15 protein-coding genes are annotated in these 19105 nt (G+C 64.0%); 8 read left to right on the top strand and 7 right to left on the bottom strand.

Annotated elements, in window-relative coordinates; all coding sequences use genetic code 11:
- Nucleotides 1–11: 11 nt before the first annotated feature.
- Nucleotides 12–1094 carry a DUF4272 domain-containing protein gene (locus F8197_RS12170; RefSeq protein ID WP_152882114.1) on the top strand — a complete coding sequence of 361 codons (1083 nt, stop codon included), beginning with the start codon at nt 12–14 and terminating at the stop codon, nt 1092–1094.
- 109 nt (nt 1095–1203) lie between these two features.
- Complete coding sequence (locus F8197_RS12165) at nt 1204–1632, top strand: RcnB family protein (RefSeq protein ID WP_152882113.1); 429 nt, start codon at nt 1204–1206, stop codon at nt 1630–1632.
- 58 nt (nt 1633–1690) lie between these two features.
- Here the strand turns inward: F8197_RS12165 and F8197_RS12160 are convergent, their stop codons facing one another.
- Both F8197_RS12160 and F8197_RS12155 read right to left on the bottom strand, forming a co-directional pair.
- Nucleotides 1691–2353 (bottom strand): lipase secretion chaperone, encoded by a 663-nt coding sequence (locus F8197_RS12160; RefSeq protein ID WP_193333415.1) that lies wholly within the window; start codon nt 2351–2353, stop codon nt 1691–1693.
- A gap of 98 nt (nt 2354–2451) precedes the next feature.
- Nucleotides 2452–3381 (bottom strand): glycoside hydrolase family 43 protein, encoded by a 930-nt coding sequence (locus F8197_RS12155; RefSeq protein ID WP_152882111.1) that lies wholly within the window; start codon nt 3379–3381, stop codon nt 2452–2454.
- A 260-nt stretch (nt 3382–3641) separates the two neighbouring features.
- Between F8197_RS12155 and F8197_RS12150 the strand changes: the two genes are divergently transcribed.
- On the top strand, nt 3642–5522 hold the full coding sequence (locus F8197_RS12150) for a carbohydrate-binding module family 20 domain-containing protein (protein WP_152882841.1): 1881 nt from the start codon (nt 3642–3644) through the stop codon (nt 5520–5522).
- Nucleotides 5523–5547: 25 nt separating this feature from the next.
- On the opposite strand, the gene F8197_RS12145 is transcribed toward F8197_RS12150, so the two are convergent.
- From F8197_RS12145 to F8197_RS12125, 5 genes are read right to left on the bottom strand one after another with little or no spacing between them, the layout of a single operon-like run.
- A complete protein-coding gene (locus F8197_RS12145) occupies nt 5548–5877 on the bottom strand; it encodes a DUF2288 domain-containing protein (RefSeq protein WP_056148244.1) in 330 nt (109 codons plus the stop codon).
- A gap of 1 nt (nt 5878) precedes the next feature.
- Complete coding sequence (locus F8197_RS12140) at nt 5879–6568, bottom strand: RES family NAD+ phosphorylase (protein ID WP_373996855.1); 690 nt, start codon at nt 6566–6568, stop codon at nt 5879–5881.
- The gene (locus F8197_RS12135) at nt 6568–7002 is read right to left on the bottom strand and encodes an antitoxin Xre/MbcA/ParS toxin-binding domain-containing protein (protein ID WP_152882110.1); all 435 of its coding nucleotides are present in this window, start codon (nt 7000–7002) and stop codon (nt 6568–6570) included. Before F8197_RS12135 ends, F8197_RS12140 begins: the two co-directional genes overlap by 1 nt.
- 52 nt (nt 7003–7054) lie before the next feature.
- Nucleotides 7055–8749: a single-stranded-DNA-specific exonuclease RecJ gene (recJ, locus tag F8197_RS12130; RefSeq protein ID WP_152882109.1), complete on the bottom strand. Its 1695-nt coding sequence runs from the start codon at nt 8747–8749 to the stop codon at nt 7055–7057.
- 1 nt (nt 8750) lies between these two features.
- The gene (locus F8197_RS12125; protein ID WP_152882108.1) at nt 8751–9800 is read right to left on the bottom strand and encodes a hypothetical protein; all 1050 of its coding nucleotides are present in this window, start codon (nt 9798–9800) and stop codon (nt 8751–8753) included.
- Nucleotides 9801–10108: 308 nt separating this feature from the next.
- Between F8197_RS12125 and F8197_RS12120 the strand changes: the two genes are divergently transcribed.
- From F8197_RS12120 to lolD, 5 genes are all read left to right on the top strand, one after another.
- On the top strand, nt 10109–14902 hold the full coding sequence (locus F8197_RS12120) for an SdrD B-like domain-containing protein (RefSeq protein WP_193333414.1): 4794 nt from the start codon (nt 10109–10111) through the stop codon (nt 14900–14902).
- 50 nt (nt 14903–14952) lie between these two features.
- The gene (locus F8197_RS12115) at nt 14953–15702 is read left to right on the top strand and encodes a Cys-Gln thioester bond-forming surface protein (protein WP_152882106.1); all 750 of its coding nucleotides are present in this window, start codon (nt 14953–14955) and stop codon (nt 15700–15702) included.
- Between the two features lie 95 nt (nt 15703–15797).
- Nucleotides 15798–17063 (top strand): lipoprotein-releasing ABC transporter permease subunit, encoded by a 1266-nt coding sequence (locus tag F8197_RS12110; RefSeq protein ID WP_152882105.1) that lies wholly within the window; start codon nt 15798–15800, stop codon nt 17061–17063.
- 18 nt (nt 17064–17081) lie between these two features.
- Entirely contained in the window at nt 17082–18347 is a 1266-nt protein-coding gene (locus F8197_RS12105) for a lipoprotein-releasing ABC transporter permease subunit (protein ID WP_152882104.1), read from the top strand.
- The gene (gene lolD, locus F8197_RS12100; RefSeq protein WP_152882103.1) at nt 18340–19095 is read left to right on the top strand and encodes a lipoprotein-releasing ABC transporter ATP-binding protein LolD; all 756 of its coding nucleotides are present in this window, start codon (nt 18340–18342) and stop codon (nt 19093–19095) included. The genes F8197_RS12105 and lolD overlap by 8 nt, the downstream gene beginning before the upstream one ends.
- Nucleotides 19096–19105: the final 10 nt, after the last annotated feature.

Genomic DNA, 19105 nt, shown 5'->3' with positions numbered 1-19105 from the left:
CAATCACCACTATGTTCAAACGACTCAAGCAACTGCTCAACCCCACGCCGCCGGCCCCGCAAGGCGACGAAATCCTGGTCAACGCCTACGCCACCGTGGCCCACCTGCCGCCGCGCGACTTCCCGCACGTGACGGGCGGCCTGCGCGGCCTGGCCGATCCCGAACTGGCCAAGCACCTCAACGGCTTCATGCACCATGTCGCGGATGCCGGCCAGGGCAAGATGACGCGCACCCGCTACCACGTGATCCGCCACATCCAGCGCGTGCAGCAGCATGCCAGCCTGGCGCTGGCGCCGGCCGACATGCCGGCCATGCTGGCGTGGGCCCGGGACGCCAACGCCATCCTGTTCATGGCCGACGGGAGCGTGCTCGATCCGCAGGGCCGCGCGCTGCTCAAACCCGCTGCCGCCGATGGTGATTCGCAAGCGGAACTGCCATACCCGCCAGCGGCGTGGGACCGCAAGGCCCGCACCGATGCGGTCCTGGCCCAGCGCCAGGTGACGGTGCCGGCCGACCTGCCGCCCGTGGTCTCCGAGCCCGAGCTGCGCCTGCGCACGCCGGAAGACGTATTGCGCCGCATGCTGGCGCTGTTCGTCGTGGCGATCCGCGCCGAGTCGTTGACGGGCGAGCGCCCGATTGCGGTGGCCGACCTGCAGCAGCGCTTTCCGCCGGCGTTTGCCGGTCTCACCGAACTGGAACGCGATTTCCTGGCCAAGGATGCGCCCACCGCGCAGGAAATCACCCAGTTCCTGTGGCGCTACGAGGCGATCCTGGTGCTGCAATGGGCGCTCGGTTTGCAGGATGCGCTGCCGTTCCCCGACGCGATCTGCGATGTGGCGGCCATTTCCAGCACCGTCATCGAACGCGGCACCGAAGGCTTGCGCAAGCAGCCGGTCGTACGCGGCGCCACCAAGGTGCTCGACGCGCTGGATTTGCACTACCGCCTGCACTGGGCTTCGCGCCAGGCGCTGCTCAAGAAAACTGCGGTGCCTGCGGGCCTGAACGACAGCGTCCTGCAGGAGCGCCACCACGCGCTGAACTGGCTGGTGCGCTTCGAGGACCGCGAATGGGACGAGGTCGATACGCCGACCTGAGCCGCCTAAGTAAAACCCTTATGTACGCTACCGAACGGAATCAAATGTTTACCGAGAGTATATTTCACTGATCCCAGAGCAATCCTTGGGCTTAACTGAAGGAGCGAATATGAACAAGAAAATTATCCTCGGCGCAGTATTGGCAGCATTCGTGGGCACGATGGGCAGCGCCATGGCGCAAGGTCGCGGCAACGACGACCATCGCGGCAAACCCGACAAGCACGACAACAAGGGCAACAACAAGTACAAGGACAAGCACGACGACCGTCGCGACTTCGATGGCGATCGCCGCAACGACCGCTACGATTATCGCCATGACAATCGCGGTGCCAACCGGGGCGCCGGTCCGCGCCACGACCTGTACAAGGGCCATCGCCTGCCGCCGCAGTACCGCAGCAAGCAGTACGTGGTCGATAACTGGCGCACCCATCGCCTGAGCGCACCACCGCGCGGCTACCACTGGGTGCAGACCGGCGCTGACTACGTGCTGGTGGGGATCGCCACCGGCGTGATCGCGACGCTGATCCTGTCGAATTGATCTTCACGGTAGCACCAATGACGGGCCGCAGCGATGCGGCCTTTTTTTTGTTCGCAGTTCAGCGTGGCGCACGGCCGATTGCCGCGTCGATCACTTCGCGCATGTGCTGCGCGTGCAGCCGCTCCTCTTCGGTCGTCGCACGGGCCGACGCACGGGCCGACTTAGGGGCTGGCTCGCGGGCTTCGGCCAGCGCCTGTTCCAGGTAGGCGTCTTCCGTGCCGAACCACTGATCCGCGACCTCCGCGCCCAGCAAGCGCTCGCGCAGCTGCCGGCGCTGCGCCTGCCAGCGCGCCAGCCTGTGCAGGTCGGGATCGTCGCCAAAATTTTGTGCCGCCAACAGCGTGGCGTGAGTGGCCAGATAGCGGTCGTACCGTGCGGCCAGCGCTTGCGCCTCGGTTGCAGCGCCGGCGGGCAGCCTGCGCTGCAGGTGGTCGTCCAGTTGTTGCAGGCGCTGCGGATTGCGCCGGTCGTTTAAATACCGCTCCATCACCATCCGCAGCGCGTGGTCGGCAACCAGTCGCTGGTCGTCGGTCAGCGCCAGGTCAGGCTGAACCGCAGGCAGCAGGGCAAGCCCCGCGTGCGCAGTGGCCGTGTTCGCAGACTGGTCTGCCGGCGGCGAATCGCCAGCCGCGCCGGTCGGCGCTGGCATCGGGCCGCCTGGCGTGCCGGCGGCGCCGGTTGCCATCGCGTGATCGGCAGGCCGTACAGCCGTTGTCGGCAATGGCAATCCCGGCGCGACCATGCCCGGCGCCATTGCCGCCGCCAGCACCGTCGCGGCGAGCGCCAGCGTCGCTGCTGCCGCCACAGGCGCTGCCTGCATCAGTAGGTAGGCCAGCCGTTGGTGAAGAACAGGTCGCTCATGAACAGCACTGGCGTGTAGTTGTTCTGGCTGTCGAGCGCATGGCGCGCCAGCACGCCATTGCTGATCGACTCGGCGCCCGGCGCGATGAAGCGGCCGCCGCCTGCATCGAGCACGGTGCCGCCGCCGTTGCGCATGTCCACGCCGTTCTTGTCGAGGTAGGGGCCGGTCACGCTGGTCGAGCGGCCATAGGCGATACGGTAGGTGCTGTTGGCGCCGTCGCAGCATTTGCCCTTGGAGACGAACAGGTAGTAATACGAGCCGTTGGCTACGATGAACGGGTTTTCGATGCCGATCGAGTCGGTCGCCAGCCGGGTCCTGGCGCCGAACGGTTTCAAGGTATTGGCATCGACGCGCGTGATGTAGATCCCGGTCTGGAACGAGCCGTAACTGAGCCATGGCTGGCCGGCTTTATCGACAAAGAAGTTGGGATCGATGGCATTGAAATTGTCGCCGGGAGCGGAGGTGATGACGGCGCCCTGGTCCACCCAGTTCCCCTGGGCGATGCTCGATGCCGTCGCCAGCCCGATGGCCGACTTCTGGCTGCCGAACGTCGAGACTGCGTAATAGAGTATGGCCTTGCCGTTCCACTCGTGCAGGTCGGGCGCCCACGCCTGTTTCTTGTTGCCGTTGTACTGCCCCCACCACGGCAGGCCGTTGCCGAAGATCGGCACGCCCTGGGTCCAGGCGCGGCCGTTGGCCGAGTACTTGACGCCGACGCCGGTATCGCTGGTCTCCACGATCCACCAGGTATTGGCAGCCTTGTACAGGTGCGGGTCGTGGGTGACGATATCACCGGTCAAGGTCCAGGTGGCGGCAGCCGCGCCGGCCGAGGCGATGGCCAGGCAGCCGGCGGCCGCCCATTGTTTCAGGTGCTTCAGGGTTGTCATGATGTCTCCGTTTTTTTATCGATGCCGGCGTTGCGGCAGTACCCCATGCTGTGCCCGGTTCGCCTGCGCGTCTAATCAAATTTTTGAGCGCAGCGATATCGTGATGCGTATCGCTGCTACAAATATATATGTAGTCAGGTTACTAAAAAATGTAATTGAAGAGGAAAATATTTTCTGCATCGTGTAAAAATTGAATGTAGTTCTGCTACATTTTGTGCGGGAGACATGATTCCCAAAAACATAACGATGAGGACAAGATGATGACCCAGACGAAACTACGCAACATCCCGCGCATCCTGTGCGCCGCCGGCCTGCTCGGCGCTGCCATGGCGCCCGCGCACGCCGCCCTCAACCCCGCCGACACATCGGTACAGATGTTCCGCTGGAAGTGGAACGACATTGCCAAAGAATGCACGAGCTTCCTCGGCCCGCAGGGCTTCGGCGCCGTGCAGGTGTCGCCGCCGACCGCTGCCGCCAGCCTGGGCACGTGGTGGGATGTGTACCAGCCGGTCAATTTCAATTCCCTCAAGAGCAATATGGGGACCGAGGCCGAGTTCAAGGCCATGGTCAACACCTGTCATGCGGCCAAGGTACGCATTTACGTGGACGTGGTGGTCAACCACGTGGCGGCCGGCGCCGGCACTGCCACCGACGGCTCGACCTGGAATTCCAGTTCGCTGACGTATCCGTTCTTCAGTGCCAGCGATTTCCACCCGGCGTGCGATATCGCCGGCGGCGATTACGGCTACCCCGGCAACCGCAACAACGTGATGGTGTGCCGCCTGAGCGGCCTGCCCGACCTGAAAACCGAAGGCAGCTACGTGCAGGGCCAGGTGAAAACTTATCTGAACAAGCTGGTGGCGCTGGGCGTGGACGGCTTGCGCTTCGACGCGGCCAAGCATATGCAGCCGGCCGACATCCAGGCCATCATGAGCGGCGTCACATCAACCACCACGTCGGGCGAGCCGCTGTGGGTGACGCAGGAGGTGATCCCGGACAGCAATGTGGTGCGTTCGACGTATTTTGCGGCCGGCACCCTCAACGAATTCCAGTACTCGTACGCATTGAAAGCCATGTTCCGCAACGAGAACGGCGCCAGCCTGTCGCAGGTACGCACCATCATGGGCACGCCCGGCAACTGGGGCGGCACCTGGGGTTTCATTCCGAGCGACAAGGCGACCGTGTTCGTCAACAACTGGGATACCGAGCGCAATGGCAGCTCGCTGGTCGCCAGCAACTACGTTGCGGGCAGCATCAACGACACGCAAGGCACCAAGCGCTACGACCTGGCCAATATCTTCATGCTGGCGTGGCCGTATGGCGCGGCGCAGCTGCATTCGGGGTTCCGCTTTACCAGCTACGACCAGGCGCCGCCGTCGGCCAGTCCGTTCGATGCGAACGGCAATCCCGTCATCAATCAGCAGTGGGATTTCATTCACCGCTGGAGCGATATCGCGAACATGGTGGCGTTCCGCGCGGTCACGCGCGGGCAGGGCATCGATAACTTCACGACTGGAACCGCCAACCAGGTCGCGTTTGCGCGCGGCGCCAAGGGCTACGTGGCGATCAACAACGACAGCGCGCCGTGGAACGTCTCGCTGCAAACCCAGCTGCCAGCCGGCACCTATTGCAACGTGGTGCAGGGCCAGTTGAACGGCACGGCCTCCGCGTGCACGGGCGGCAGCGTCACAGTGGCATCCAATGGCGTCATCAGCGTGAGCATTCCCGGCAACGGCGGTTCGACCGTGCCGGCAGTGGCCCTGCACGTCAACCAGAAAATCGCCGGCAGCGGCGGTGGTGGTGGCGGTGGCACCTGCACCACCGTCCCGGTGACGTTCCGCGTGGCCAATGCCAACACCGCGTTCGGGCAGAACCTGAACGTGGTCGGCAACCAGGCCGCACTGGGCAACTGGACCCCGGGCGCCGGCACCCAGATGACCATCGAAGGCAGCGGCGCCAATGTGCCGTGGTCGAGCACGGTGCAACTGCCGCCGGCCACGGCGATCCAGTACAAGTTCGTCAAGGTTGGCGCGTCGGCCGTGTGGGAGAGTAACCAGGGGACTGCCAGCGGCAACCGCGAGGCAACCACGCCGGGCTGCGGCGGTTCGCTCACGCTAGACGGCGGCAGCTTCAGGAATTAGAACCTGTCCCGGCAGGGATAGGTTCTTAGTGCAGGTTCGCCGGTACGGCTTTTTGCTGCTGCACCAGGATGAACGGGCTGACCACGGACGCCCACAGCTGGGCGTTCGATTCCAGCCAGCCTTGCGCCTGCTGGTCGCTGACCTTGGCCAGCAGGCCGGCTTCCATCCACCTGGAGATATTGTCCTTGTCGTCGTGCGAGATGCGCACGGCCACGTCGACCAGGTCGAGCGAGTCGGCCACCCACACCACGTTGCCCTGGGCGAAGTGCTTGAGCAGTTCGGTCCATGGCAGGCGCGCGGTTTCGCGGTTGATCTTGTCGCGCAGTTCGGTATCTTTTTCTGGTTTGGTTTGCATATCAAATAACTTCTACTGTAGGTTGCGGATTGCCGCGCCATGTTAACCGATAGACCGCGCCTTTGCGCACATTGCCCACCAGCGCAGGGCGGAAGCATGCGAGATTGGTGCCGCCCGGGCGCCGCACGCTCGGGTACAGCACACCGAGCGACCCGCCGTCGAGCAGCCGTTCGGCCAGCGTTTGCGAGTCGACATAGCTGTCCGGCGCCAGGCAGGCGGCGTAGCGCGGCTGGCCGCGCAGGTCGTGGAATGCCGCGGTGAAGTCGGCCAGCATGCACTGGTATTGCACGCTGTCGTCGAAGCGGTTGATTTCGGCGTATTCCACGGTCTTGTGGAAAATGACTTCGGCCAGCGCGGTGTCGGCGTCGAACGCGCAATACCAGGCGCCACGGCGGCTGTCGTTGAAGCGGCTGCCCTGCGGATGGGCGTAAGTGTAGGCGGCGTTGATGATGCGGAAGTTCGGCACGCCGAACACCAGTTCATCGACGCTGATGCCGGCGGCGCCGCCGTTTTGCGTGCGCAGGCGGGCATTGGTGGCGTTATCGAGATCGAACAGGTCGCGCAGGTGGGCGTCGTTCTCGGCCAATGGCGCCAGTACGGAATCCTCGACGTCGGCAAAGCGCGACGGCAGCAGCCGGCACGTGTCGAACTGGCGCAGCGCGGTCAGTGGCGGAACCAGGCTGACCGCCACTACAGGCCCCCGCGCCGCGCGTCGAGCAGCTGGCGCACGGTTTGCATGGCCAGCAGGCCGCCGCCCAGCATGTAGGCAAGCGGCGTGCGGCCTTCGAAAATCTGGTTGGTGTTGGGCAGGTTGACCCATTCGTCGGCGAGCTTGTCGCCGTACAGGATGTGCAGCGCCTTGTAGATGCCGAGCAGGTACGAGATGCGCGTGATGCAATCTACTTCCAATACCCGTTCCGGCTTCTTTTTCCAGTCGTACCAGGCGCTGTTGGACAGGCCGCCGAGCAGCTGGCGCGCATCTTCGTCGCGCACCTTCCAGGTGGCTGCCAGCTTGAAAAAGCCCTTGAGGGCGGACGTGGACAACCGCTCGCGCTCGGCCTTGGCGTTCAGATCGACCAGGACAGTCGGCTCGAAGCGGCTGCGGGGGTAGGCATAATTGAGCATAAATCCTCCGGTAATGGATTGGTTATACTCCGTTTTCGGATGAAATGCAATCTTACGCCGCTTCCGCGTGCTCCACCAGCAACTGCACCTTGGTCACGCCGTTAAACTCGTTGGCATCGAGCCGGAATGCTACCCTGGCGCGGTCGCCGAGAGAATCGATGTGGCCGAACCAGATCGCATCGTAGCGGGCGCCGTTCTTTTCCAGCAGCAGTTTCAAATGGCGCTCCTTGAGGATGCGCTGGCTGACCACGCGGAATTCGTCGCAGAACACCGGCGGCGCGAAGCCCTGGCCCCATACCTGGCCGGCCATCAGGTCGATGAACGAGGTGGTGTAATAGGCGTCTTCGAGCGGACCGTCGGTTTCGATCACGCGTTCCAGTTGCTGCTCGGTGAGCCAGGCGCGGCCCACTTCCTCGAAGGCGATCGAGAACGCTTCGAAGGCGTCGGCGCGCAGGGTCAGGCCGGCGGCCATGGCGTGGCCGCCGAACTTGTCGATCAGGCTCGGCGCCTTTTTATACACGAGGTCGAGCGCATCGCGCAAGTGGAAGCCGGGGATGGACCGGCCGGAGCCCTTGATCCAGCCGTCGCCGGCCGGTGCGAAGGTAATCGTCGGACGGAAGAATTTTTCTTTCAAACGCGAAGCGACGATGCCGATCACGCCCTGGTGCCAACTGTCGTCAAACACGCAGATGGTGCTGCTGTTGGCCGGTTCGAAGGTGTCCAGGTGCAGCAGCGCCGTGTCCTGCATGTCCGCTTCGATTTCGCGGCGCTTCAAGTTGATGTCGTTCAGTTGCTGGGCCAGCCCCCAGGCGCGGTCTTCGTCGTCGGTGACCAGGCATTCGATCCCGAGCGACATGTCTTCCAGGCGGCCGGCCGCGTTCAGGCGCGGGCCCAGTGCAAAACCGAGGTCGAAAGGCGACGCGGTGCGCGGGTTGCGGCCGGCCACGCGGAACAACGCGGCCACGCCCGCGTGCATCTGGCCCGCGCGCATGCGTTTGAGGCCTTGGGCGACCAGGATGCGGTTGTTGGGGTCGAGCCGCACCACGTCGGCCACCGTGCCCAGCGCCACCAGGTCGAGCAGTTCCTGCAGTTTCGGCTGGGTCCTGGTGTCGAACACGCCGCGTTGGCGCAATTCGGCGCGCAAGGCCAGCAGCACGTAGAACACCACGCCCACGCCGGCAATGTGTTTACTCGGGAAACCGCACTCGGGCTGGTTCGGGTTGACGATCACGCGCGCAGCGGGCAGGGTGTCGGCCGGCAGGTGGTGGTCGGTTACCACCACTTCGATACCACGGCGGTTGGCTTCGGCCACGCCGTCGATGCTGGCGATGCCGTTATCGACCGTGATGATGATGTCGGGCTGCTTTTCGCGCGCGGTCAATGCCACGATCTCGGGCGTGAGGCCATAGCCGTACTCGAAGCGGTTGGGCACGATGTAATCGATGTCGGCGCCCATCTGGCGCAGGCCGCGCAGGGCCACGGCGCAGGCAGTGGCGCCGTCGCAGTCGTAGTCGGCCACGATGACCATGCGCTTGTTGGCGGCAATCGAATCGGCCAAAAAAACGGCCGCAGCGCCGATATTCATCAGGCCCGACGGCGGGATCATGGCCGCCAGTTCGCTCGACAGGTCCCTGGCGTCGGTCAGGCCGCGCGCGGCGTACAGGCGCGCCAGCACCGGGTGGATGCCTTCCTGGCGCAGCACTTCTGATTCACGGAACGGAATGGGGCGAATGGCGATACGGGTCATGTCAGGCTTGCTTCAATAAGTTCAGGTTGGGCTGGCGCCAGAATTTGCGCTGTGCCATTTTCGTGCTGGTCACTTCCAGCCAGCTTTCGCGGTGGCTGAGCATCAGGTGGACGCGGCCCACGCGGCCGCCCTTCAGCGCCGCCAGCAGCGGTGCACACCAGTGCTGGTCGATGTGCTGCAAGGCAGCGATCCATTCGGCCCACTCGCTGGCCTGGCCCGGCGCGATCAGGTCGGCCACCACGGCCACGCTGTGGCCCGGGCGGGCGAGCAGTTGTTCCACGCTGGCCTGGCGCAGTTCGGGCGCCGCCAGTGCCTGCAGCCACGACGGCCCGCCGCTGACCGCCAACGTGGGCGCGGACACCGGCGCAGCGGTCGAACTCCCACCCCAGCACCAGTAAGAATTCACCGCCGGCAGCCCGCGCACTTCGCGCGCAGCGTTGACCGGGTGCTGGTGCCACAACATCTGGATTTCGTTTTGCAGGCGCCGGTAGTCGCGCGCGCGGTCGCCCTCGGGCAGCCAGTCGCCGAGGTTCTGGTTCACCACCGAGTCGGGCGAGGCGGTGGCCAGTTGGGCCCAGTCGTCGGCGCGCACGAACCACAGGCCCGGCGCGGCAAACAGCAGCGGCTTGCCCAGTTCCTCGAAATACGGACGGGCGGCATCGTACAGGGCGCGGGCGTCGGCTTCGTCGAGTTGCAGTGCGCGCGGGTCGGCCAGCGACGGATGGGTGCTCGACACTTGTATATGCGCCGGTTGCAGGATCAGCCAGTGGCCTGCGGCCGCTTGCGCCGACAGGCCGCAGCCGCGCATGCAGGCGCCGGCCAGCGGCGCGCCGGTCTGGAACGTGATGGGCGCCGGCACCAGGTCGAGGGTGCGGGCCAGCCAGGCTTCATGCGGCAACACGCGGCTGTGCTGGGTAAAACTGTGCAGTTGTTGCTGGCTGTGGCGGCCGAGCAGGGCGGCCAGGGCCGGGGCTTGCAGGGCGCGCAGCAGGTGCGGCGCCATTTCCGCCGGGGGCAAGGCGAAGGGCAGGGCGAGGGTGATATCGGTCATCCCGAGATTGTAGGCGATTGCGGCGCACGACGAAGGATTGTTTAAAAAAGTCCCCGCACACCGTGCAAAATTAAATAGTTGCCGCAAAGAAAACTGTATTATTTCGCGAACAAAACAATTACAGATAAAAAATTATAGTTATCTAAATCAAATCTTCGCTATAATCTCGACAACAAACATGAATGCAAGTCATCACCCAACCCCGTGATGGCCCCGTAACACCCCATACCGCCGCTGCACCACCCGAAATCACGTTTCGCTGCGCCGGCTCACTGTCGATAAAAAAACGAACTGAAGAAAGCGAACGCATGAGCTCGATCAATCTTGCTACCACTATTCACATTTGCGAAGATACCGAAGGTACCTTCGAGATCCGTGACATCCTGGCCAGCGCCGGTTACACCCCCAACACCGGCAATACGCTCAAGATCAACGCCGTGTCGGTGGTGCTGCCCGATGGTACGGTTACCAGCAAGGACAGTCCGTTGTTCGGCAAGATCGATGCGGATACCCTGTATGTTCGTCCGGGTCAGTGGGCCGCCAACTACAATGGCGAATTCGTCACGTACGAGTTCGTGCTCGACCAGGGCACCAAGGGCAATACGATCACGCTGAACCTGCGCGTGATCGTCGATCCGGTCAACGACGCCCCGACCGGCGCCGACAAAACCTTCGACCTCGACAATGGCAGCCCGGTGACGCTTACCCAGGCCGATTTCGGCTTTGTCGATGCCGTCGAGCACGACGCCTTCCAGTCGGTGATCATCACCGCCTTGCCGCCAGCCGGCACCCTCAAGCTGAACGGCGTGGCCGTCACCCTGAACACCGAGATTTCCGCCGCCGACATCCAGGCTGGCAAGTTGAGCTTCGAGCCAAGCCAGAGTACCGCCGGTACCTTCGAAGTCGGCTTCAAGGTGCGCGATGCGGGCGGACTGGTCGGCTGCGGCGCGGCCGATACCAGCGCCACCCCGAACTACCTCACCTTCAAGATTCCGCCAGCGCACCTGGGCGACCTGGTCTGGGAAGATGCCAACGGCAATGGCGTGCAAGATGCCGGCGAAGCGGGCGTGGCCGGCGTGGAAGTGCAACTGAAAGCAGCCAATGGCGATGTCGTGGCTACCACCACCACCGATGCCAGCGGCAACTACCACTTCGACGTGGCAGCCGGCACCTATTCGGTGACCGTCAAGGCCCCGCCCGGCTACGCCGAGGCCGCGCAGGCGCAAGGCGCCGATGGTGCGCTCGACAGCGACATCGATGCCAGCGGCAACACCGGCCTGATCAACCTGGCCGCCAACACCACCAATAACAATGTCGATGCCGGCCTGTACCGTCCAGCCACGCTGGGCGACACCGTCTGGTACGACACCAACCGCAACGGCGTGCAGGACGGCGGCGAAGGCGGCGTGGCGGGCGTGCGCGTGACCCTGCTCGACGCCGCCGGCCGGCCGGCCGGCACGGCAGTCACCGACGCCGACGGCCACTACCAGTTCAGCAACCTGAAACCGGGCGCCTACAGCGTCCAGTTCGACAAGGCCACGCTGCCAGCCAACTATCTTTTCACGGCCCAGGGCCAGGGCGCCGACCGCGCGCTCGACTCCGACGCCAACGTCGATACCGGCGTCACCGCGCAAGTGGTACTGGCTTCGGGCGACAGCGTGCAGCACCTGGACGCCGGCCTGGTCATCCAGCAAAGCACCGTGGGCGACCGCGTGTGGGAAGACCGCAACGGCAACGGCGTGCAGGATGCCGGCGAAGCGGGCATCGACGGCGTGGTCGTCAACCTGAAGGACGCCAACGGCAACGTGGTGGCCAGCGTGACCACCCATGACGGCGGCCAGTACGGCTTCACCGTCGATCCGGGCACCTATTCGGTGGCGGTAGCGCCGCCTGCCGGCTATGTATTCACCGCTGCCGGCCAGGGCGCCAATGGCGCGCTCGACAGCGATGTGGGCGCCAACGGCCAGACCACCGTGGTGCTGGCCCCGGGCCAGAACAACCTCGACATCGACGCCGGCCTGTACCGTCCAGCGTCGATCAGCGAATTCGTCTGGTTCGACAAGAACCGTGACGGCCTGGTCAGCGAAGGCGAAACCGGCGCTGCCGGCGTGCGCGTCACCTTGCTCGACGCCAACGGCAACGCCGTGCCGGGCGCCGTGGCCACCACCGACGCCAACGGCCACTACCAGTTCACCGGTTTGCAGCCGGGCACGTATAGCGTGCAGTTCGATAAATCGACCTTGCCAGCCGGCTACGCACTGACCACCGCCAGCACCGGCGCGCCGGGCAGCGGCGGTTCCGACGCCAATCTCGATACCGGCGCCACCGGCAAGGTCACGCTGGCCTCGGGCGACGACGTGACCGTGCGCGCCGGCCTGGTGGCGCAGAAAGCCACCATCGGCGACCGCGTGTGGGAAGACAGCAATGCCAACGGCGTGCAGGATGCGGGCGAAGCCGGCATCGTCGGCGCCACCGTGCAACTGAAGGACAGCACCGGCAAGATCGTGCAGACCACCACCACCGGCATCGACGGCAACTACAGCTTCTCGGCCGATGCCGGCACCTACACGGTTGCCGTCACCGCGCCCAAGGGCTATGTATTCACCACCGCCAACGCGGGCGGCAATGCCGCGCTCGACAGCAATGTCGGCAGCACCGGCCAGAGCGGCCAGATCAACGTGGCCAACGGCGAAACCAATAACACCATCGATGCCGGCTTGTACAAAACTGCCAGCGTGGGCGACCGCGTGTGGTACGACAAGAACGGCAACGGCTTGCAGGACAGCGGCGAAGCCGGCATTTGCAACGTCAAGGTGACCTTGCTCGATGCCAATGGCAAGCAGGTCGGTGCGGCGGTGTGGACCGACGCCAACGGCAACTACCAGTTCACCAACCTCAAGCCTGGCACCTACAGCGTGCAGTTCGACAAGTCCACGCTGCCAGAAGGCATGAGCTTTACCACCGCCCATGCCGGCGGCAACGACAAGGTCGATTCCGACGCCAGCGCCAGCGGCCTGTCGCACAGCTTCACGCTGGTTTCCGGCGAAGTCAACAACAGCGTCGATGCCGGCGTGGTGGCAGCTGCCACCATCGGTGACCGCGTGTGGCTCGACAAGAACGGCAACGGCATCCAGGACAGCGGCGAAAGCGGCAAGTCGGGCGTGACCATGGAACTGCGCGACAGCACCGGTAAAGTGGTCAAGACCACCACCACCGACAGCAACGGCAACTACAAGTTCGTGGTGGAAGCGGGCACCTACAGCGTGGCCATGAAACTGCCGAACGGCTACGCCGTCACCAAGCAAAACGTTGGCAGTAGCGACGTGCTCGACAGCGACGCCAACGCCAGCGGCAACCTCGGCTCGGTCACCGTCGCCGCCGGCCAGAACGTCACCAACATGGATGCCGGCATCTACCAGACCGGCGCCATCGGCGACCGCGTGTGGCTCGACGCCAATGGCGACGGCATCCAGCAAAGCAACGAGAGCGGTGTACGCGGCGTGAAAGTCACGCTGTTCGACGAGGCGGGCAAGGCAATCGCCACCGACGTTACCGACGCTTACGGCCAGTACCTGTTCAGCGACCTTGGCCCGGGCAAATATTCGGTCAAGTTCGATGCACCGGAAGGCTATCTGTTCACCAAGCAGAACCAGGGCTACTACGACAGCATCGATTCGGATGCGGACGCCAACGGCGTGATCTCGCAGTTCACGTTGGCCTCGGGCGCCGTGGACCTGACCCGCGACGCCGGCCTGATCAAGGCATCGAGCATCGGTGACCGCGTGTGGGAAGACAGCAACTACAACGGCGTGCAGGATGCGGGCGAAAAAGGTGTCGATGGCGTGACCGTCAAGCTGTACGACGCCAACAACGTCCTCAAGGCCACCACCGTCACCCACGACGGCGGCCAGTACCTGTTCAGCGGCCTCACCGCCGGCAACTACAAGGTGGAAGTGACCAACGGCAGCGGCTGGTTCTTCACCAAGTCCGGCATGGGCAACGACAGCACCGATTCCGACATCACCAGTGTCAACGGCAACGTGGGCCGTACCGGCACCATCGCGCTGGGCACGGGCCAGAACATCACCACCGAAGACGCCGGCATTTACCGTAAGGCCAGCATCGGCGACAAGGTCTGGCGCGACAGCAACCACAACGGCGTGCAGGATGCCGGCGAAGAAGGTATCGGCGGCGTGACGGTATCGCTGTTCGATGCCGTGACCAAGAAGCAACTGGGCGCGTCGGTCAAGACTGATGCCAACGGCAACTACAAGTTTGCCGACCTGACCCCGGGCAGCTACTACGTTCAGTTCGACAAGACCGACGTCAAGTTCAAGGGCTACAACATGAGCGACTGGAAGTGGGGCGTCAAGAACACCGGCACCAACGACGCCATCGACTCGGACGTGGCCGGCGACGGCAAGATGTTCAACAACGTTACCAAGACCGATACCATCACCCTCACGTCCGGCAAGAACGACATGAGCTGGGACGCAGCGATCACGCCGATCGCGATCGACCTGAACGGCGACGGCATCCACACCATCGCCCGCGAAGACATGACCGGCAGCTTCGACCTGCTGGGCACCGGCAAGGCGATTCAGACCGGCTGGTTGTCCAAGGGCGACGGCTTCCTGGCCATCGACAGCAACCACAACGGCCAGATCGACGATATCAGCGAACTGTTCGGCGGCACGGGCAAGGGCGACGGCTTCGCCAAGCTGGCCAGCTACGACAGCAACGGCGACGGCGTGGTCGATGCCCTCGATGCGGACTTCGCCAGCCTGTTGATCTGGCAGGACGCCAACAGCGACGGCAAGACCGACGCCGGCGAACTGGTGTCGCTCACGCAAGCGGGCGTGGTGAGCCTGAAGCTGGCCTACACCGACCTGGCGTTCCTCGATGCGAACAACAATCTGCACATGGAAAGCAGCACCGTTACGCTGGCCAACGGCCACAGCGCCGCCATGACCGACGTGTATTTCAACGTGGCCGCCAGCGACGCTGCCGACGCCGGCATCACGGCGCCGACCATCGATCAGCTGATTGCCGATGCCGCCCAGGTGCAACTGGTGGGGCAGTGTCCCGTGTTCGTAGTCTGACCGTACTAAATCGATAAAAACCAATAATTTATATTTAAAAGAGAATAACAATGAACATCACTTTGCAAAACGCCCTGAAATCCTCCGCTTTCGCCATCGCCATCGCTTTCTCGGGCGCCAGCTACGCTACGCCTGGTCAGTCGCCAGCGCCGGTCGTCACCTACAACCAGAATCCGGTCGATGGCGGCATGGTCTTCGATGCGGACGCCAAGTTCTTCAAGGAGCCGGCTGCCGGCAACTTCCACGCCCAGGGCGTGGCGCTGTACCAGATGACCAGCAACGACAGCTATGCCCAGCAGTTCTACGCCTACTGCTTCGCGCCGACAGTGGACACCCTGACCAATGCCATCTACACCGCGACCTTCAATGTGTCCGTCAAGGACTCGGTGAAAGCGCTGTTCGAAATGGCGTATGCCAACACCCTCACCAGCGTAGGTACCGGCCAGAGCACCGACGCCCAGATCGCCTTCCAGCTGGCGCTGTGGGAACTGCAAGATGGCAACAGCGACCTGTTCTCGGGCGACCAGTACTACACCCGCGGCAACGACGCCAACGTGGAAGCGGCCCAGCTGCTGATCGACAATATCCAGGGCTACCAGCTGAAAAACATGTACAGCTACACCAAGTTCACCGGCTTCGAGGGCGCTGAGCAGTCGCAGACCATGCTGGGCGTGTCGGCCGTGTCGGCCGTGCCGGAAGTGCAAACCTGGGCCATGATGGGCATGGGCCTGGCCCTGGTGGGCGTGATGGGTCGCCGTCGCCGCAAGGATGACGACCTGGGCGACGAAAAGTTCTCCTGATTCGGTCGCATGAAGCGGTGCGTGATGGCAATTTCCTGAAGTTGTGGCACACTGCGGCCTCAACCCATCACGCGTGACCGTTTTTTATGAGTTTTATGAGTGTCGTCAGCAATTTGCCGTACGAATGGCTGGTCGGCCTGCGTTATACGCGGGCCGGCAAGCGCGGCGGCCGTAATCGTTTTATCTCCTTTATCGCCGCAATTTCCATGGCCGGCATCGCGCTGGGCGTGGCCGCGCTGATCGTCGTGCTGTCGGTCATGAACGGCTTTGAAAAAGAGGTTACCAACCGCATGCTGTCGGTACTGGCCCACGTCGAATTGTTCGACCTGCGCGGCCAGATGCCTGACTGGCGCCAGCAGGCGCTCGAGGCACGCAAGAATCCCGAAGTCGTTGGCGTGGCGCCGTTTGCCGAAGCACAGGGCATGCTGGTGCGCGGTGACGTCCTGAAACCGGCGATCATCCGCGGCGTGCTGCCCGAGATGGAAGCGCAAGTGTCCGACGTCATCAGGCAGATGCGCCAGGGCAGTTTCAATGCGCTGCAACCGGGCAGCGACAACATCGTGCTCGGCATCGAGCTGGCGCGCCTGCTCGATGTGAAGCCCGGCGAAAAAGTGACGCTGGCGCTGGCCGACGGCCAGCCCACCAGCGCCGGCGTGATGCCGCGCATGCACACCTTCCACGTCGTCGGCATTTTCGAGGCCGGCCACAACCAGTTCGACTCCACGCTCGCCTTTGTGCACCTGGCCGACGCCGAGAGTATCCTCAAGATCGACGCACCCGCCGGCCTGCGCCTGCGCGTGGCCGACATGCAGCAGGCGCCGCAAGTGGCGCGCGAACTCAAGACGGCCATGCCGGGCCAATTGTACGTGCGCGACTGGACCATGCTCAACGCCACCTGGTTTGCGGCCGTTCAAAGCCAGAAGCACATGATGTTCATTATTCTCACCATGATCGTCGCGGTAGCCGCCTTTAACCTGGTCTCGACGCTGGTGATGACCGTGACCGACAAGCAGGCCGACATCGCGATTCTGCGCACGCTGGGTGCTTCACCGTTTTCCATCATGCAGATATTCATGATCCAGGGGGCGCTGGTGGGCGTGGCTGGTACTGCCATCGGCGTTTGCCTGGGATCGCTGCTGGCGCTGAACGTCGATGTGATCGTGCCGGCCATCGAACAGCTGCTGGGCATGAAATTCCTGTCGAAGGACATTTACTTCATCAGCGCCTTGCCGTCGGACCTGCGGTGGGGCGATGTGCTGCGCATCGGCGGCGTGTCGGTGCTGCTGGCGTTCGTGGCCACGCTGTACCCGAGCTGGCGCGCGGCGCGCGTGAAGCCGGCGCAGGCGCTGCGGTATGAGTAATCCTGGAATTAAAACACTATGAGCATCATGAAAAATTTGCCGTACGAATGGCTGGTTGGCCTGCGCTACACGCGGGCCGGCAAGCGCAGCGGCCGTAACAGCTTTATCTCGTTCATTTCGCTGATTTCGATGGCCGGTATCGGCCTCGGTGTGGCTGCGCTGATCATCGTGCTGTCGGTGATGAACGGCTTCCAGAAAGAGGTCACCGGCCGCATGCTGTCGGTGCTGGCGCACGTGGAGGTGTTCGACGCCAACGGCTCGATGCCCAACTGGCGCGAGCAGATCGCTGCCGCCCGCAAGAACCCGGCAGTGGTGGGCGCGGCGCCGTTTGCCGAAATGCAGGGCATGCTGGTGCGCGAAGACATCCTGCGGCCCGCCATCGTGCGCGGCGTGCTGCCGGACCTCGAGCCGACCGTCTCCGACGTGGCTGCGCAAACGCGGCGCGGCAGCTTCGCCCAGTTGCAGCCGGGCGCCTACAATATCGTGCTGGGCGTGGAGCTGGCGCGCTCGCTCCACGCCCAGCTTGGCGACAAGGTGACGCTCGCACTGGCGCAAGGCCAGGCCACGCCGGCCGGCGTGCTGCCGCGCATGCGCTCGTTTACGGTGACCGGCATTTTCGAGGCTGGCCACAGCGAATTCGATTCGTCGCTGGCGTTTGTGCACCTGACCGACGCCGAGAAGATGCTGCGTCTCGACGCCCCGGCCGGCCTGCGCCTGCGACTGGTGGACATGCACCGCGCGCCGCAGGTGGCGCAGGAACTCAAGCGCAGCATGGCGGGCGACCTGACCGTGCGCGACTGGTCGCAGCTGAACGCCACCTGGTTTGCGGCGGTGCAGATCGAAAAGCGCATGATGTCGATCATCCTGGCGCTGATCATCGCGGTGGCCGCCTTCAACCTGGTCTCGACCCTGGTGATGACGGTGACCGACAAGCAGGCCGATATCGCCATCCTGCGCACGCTGGGCGCATCACCGGCATCGATCATGAAGATATTCGTGATCCAGGGCGCGCTGGTGGGCATCCTCGGCGCCATGCTGGGCGTGGCGGGCGGCGTGCTGGTGGCGCTCAATATCGACGTCATCGTGCCATTCATTGAACATTTATTGGGAGTGCAGTTCTTGTCCAAGGATATCTACAGTAACAGCACCGTGCCATCGGACTTGCGCTGGCCGGACGTATTCAAGATCGGCGGCCTGGCCGTGGTGCTGGCCTTCCTGGCCACGCTTTACCCGAGCCGCTGGGCCGCGCGCGTAAAACCTGCGGAGGCGCTGCGTTATGAGTAATACCAATCAGCCGGTGGTTCTGTCTTGCCGCAACCTCGGTAAAACCTTCACCCAGGGCAGCTACTCGGTGCAGGTGCTGGCCGGCATCGACATCGACGTGCGCCGTGGTGAACGGGTAGCCATCGTCGGCGCCTCGGGCTCCGGCAAATCGACCTTGCTGCACCTGCTGGGCGGCCTCGATACACCCACCAGCGGCACCGTCACCTTGCTGGACCAGGACTTTGCCACCCTGAGCGAAACCGCGCGCGGCGACTTGCGCAACAAGTCGCTCGGCTTCGTGTACCAGTTCCATCACCTGCTGCCGGAATTCTCGGCGCTCGACAACGTGGCCATGCCGCTCCTGATCCGCCGTGTGAAACGCGCAGAGGCAAGCAGCGTGGCCCAGCAGATGCTGGCGCGCGTCAATCTCGCCAAGCGCGTGACCCACGTGCCGGGCGAACTCTCGGGCGGCGAACGCCAGCGCACGGCACTGGCGCGCGCGCTGGTCACGCAGCCGGCCTGCGTGCTGGCCGACGAACCAACGGGTAACCTCGACCAGGCCACCGCCCAGCAGATTTTTGATTTGATGCTGGAACTGTCGCAAACGCTTGGTACGGCATTCATCATCGTCACCCATGACGTGGAACTGGCGCGCCGCTGCGACCGCGTGCTGCGCCTGACCGACGAAGGGTTGCGGCCCTATGAGTCGGCCCCACCGGTAGCTCCGGCATCGGGCACGCCTGATACCAATTACCGGATCGTGGTGTAAAACGACGGTC

The sequence above is a fragment of the Duganella sp. FT27W genome, assembly GCF_009295655.1.
GTDB lineage: Bacteria > Pseudomonadota > Gammaproteobacteria > Burkholderiales > Burkholderiaceae_D > Rugamonas > Rugamonas zoogloeoides.
This window is presented reverse-complemented; position numbering and strand designations above follow the sequence as displayed.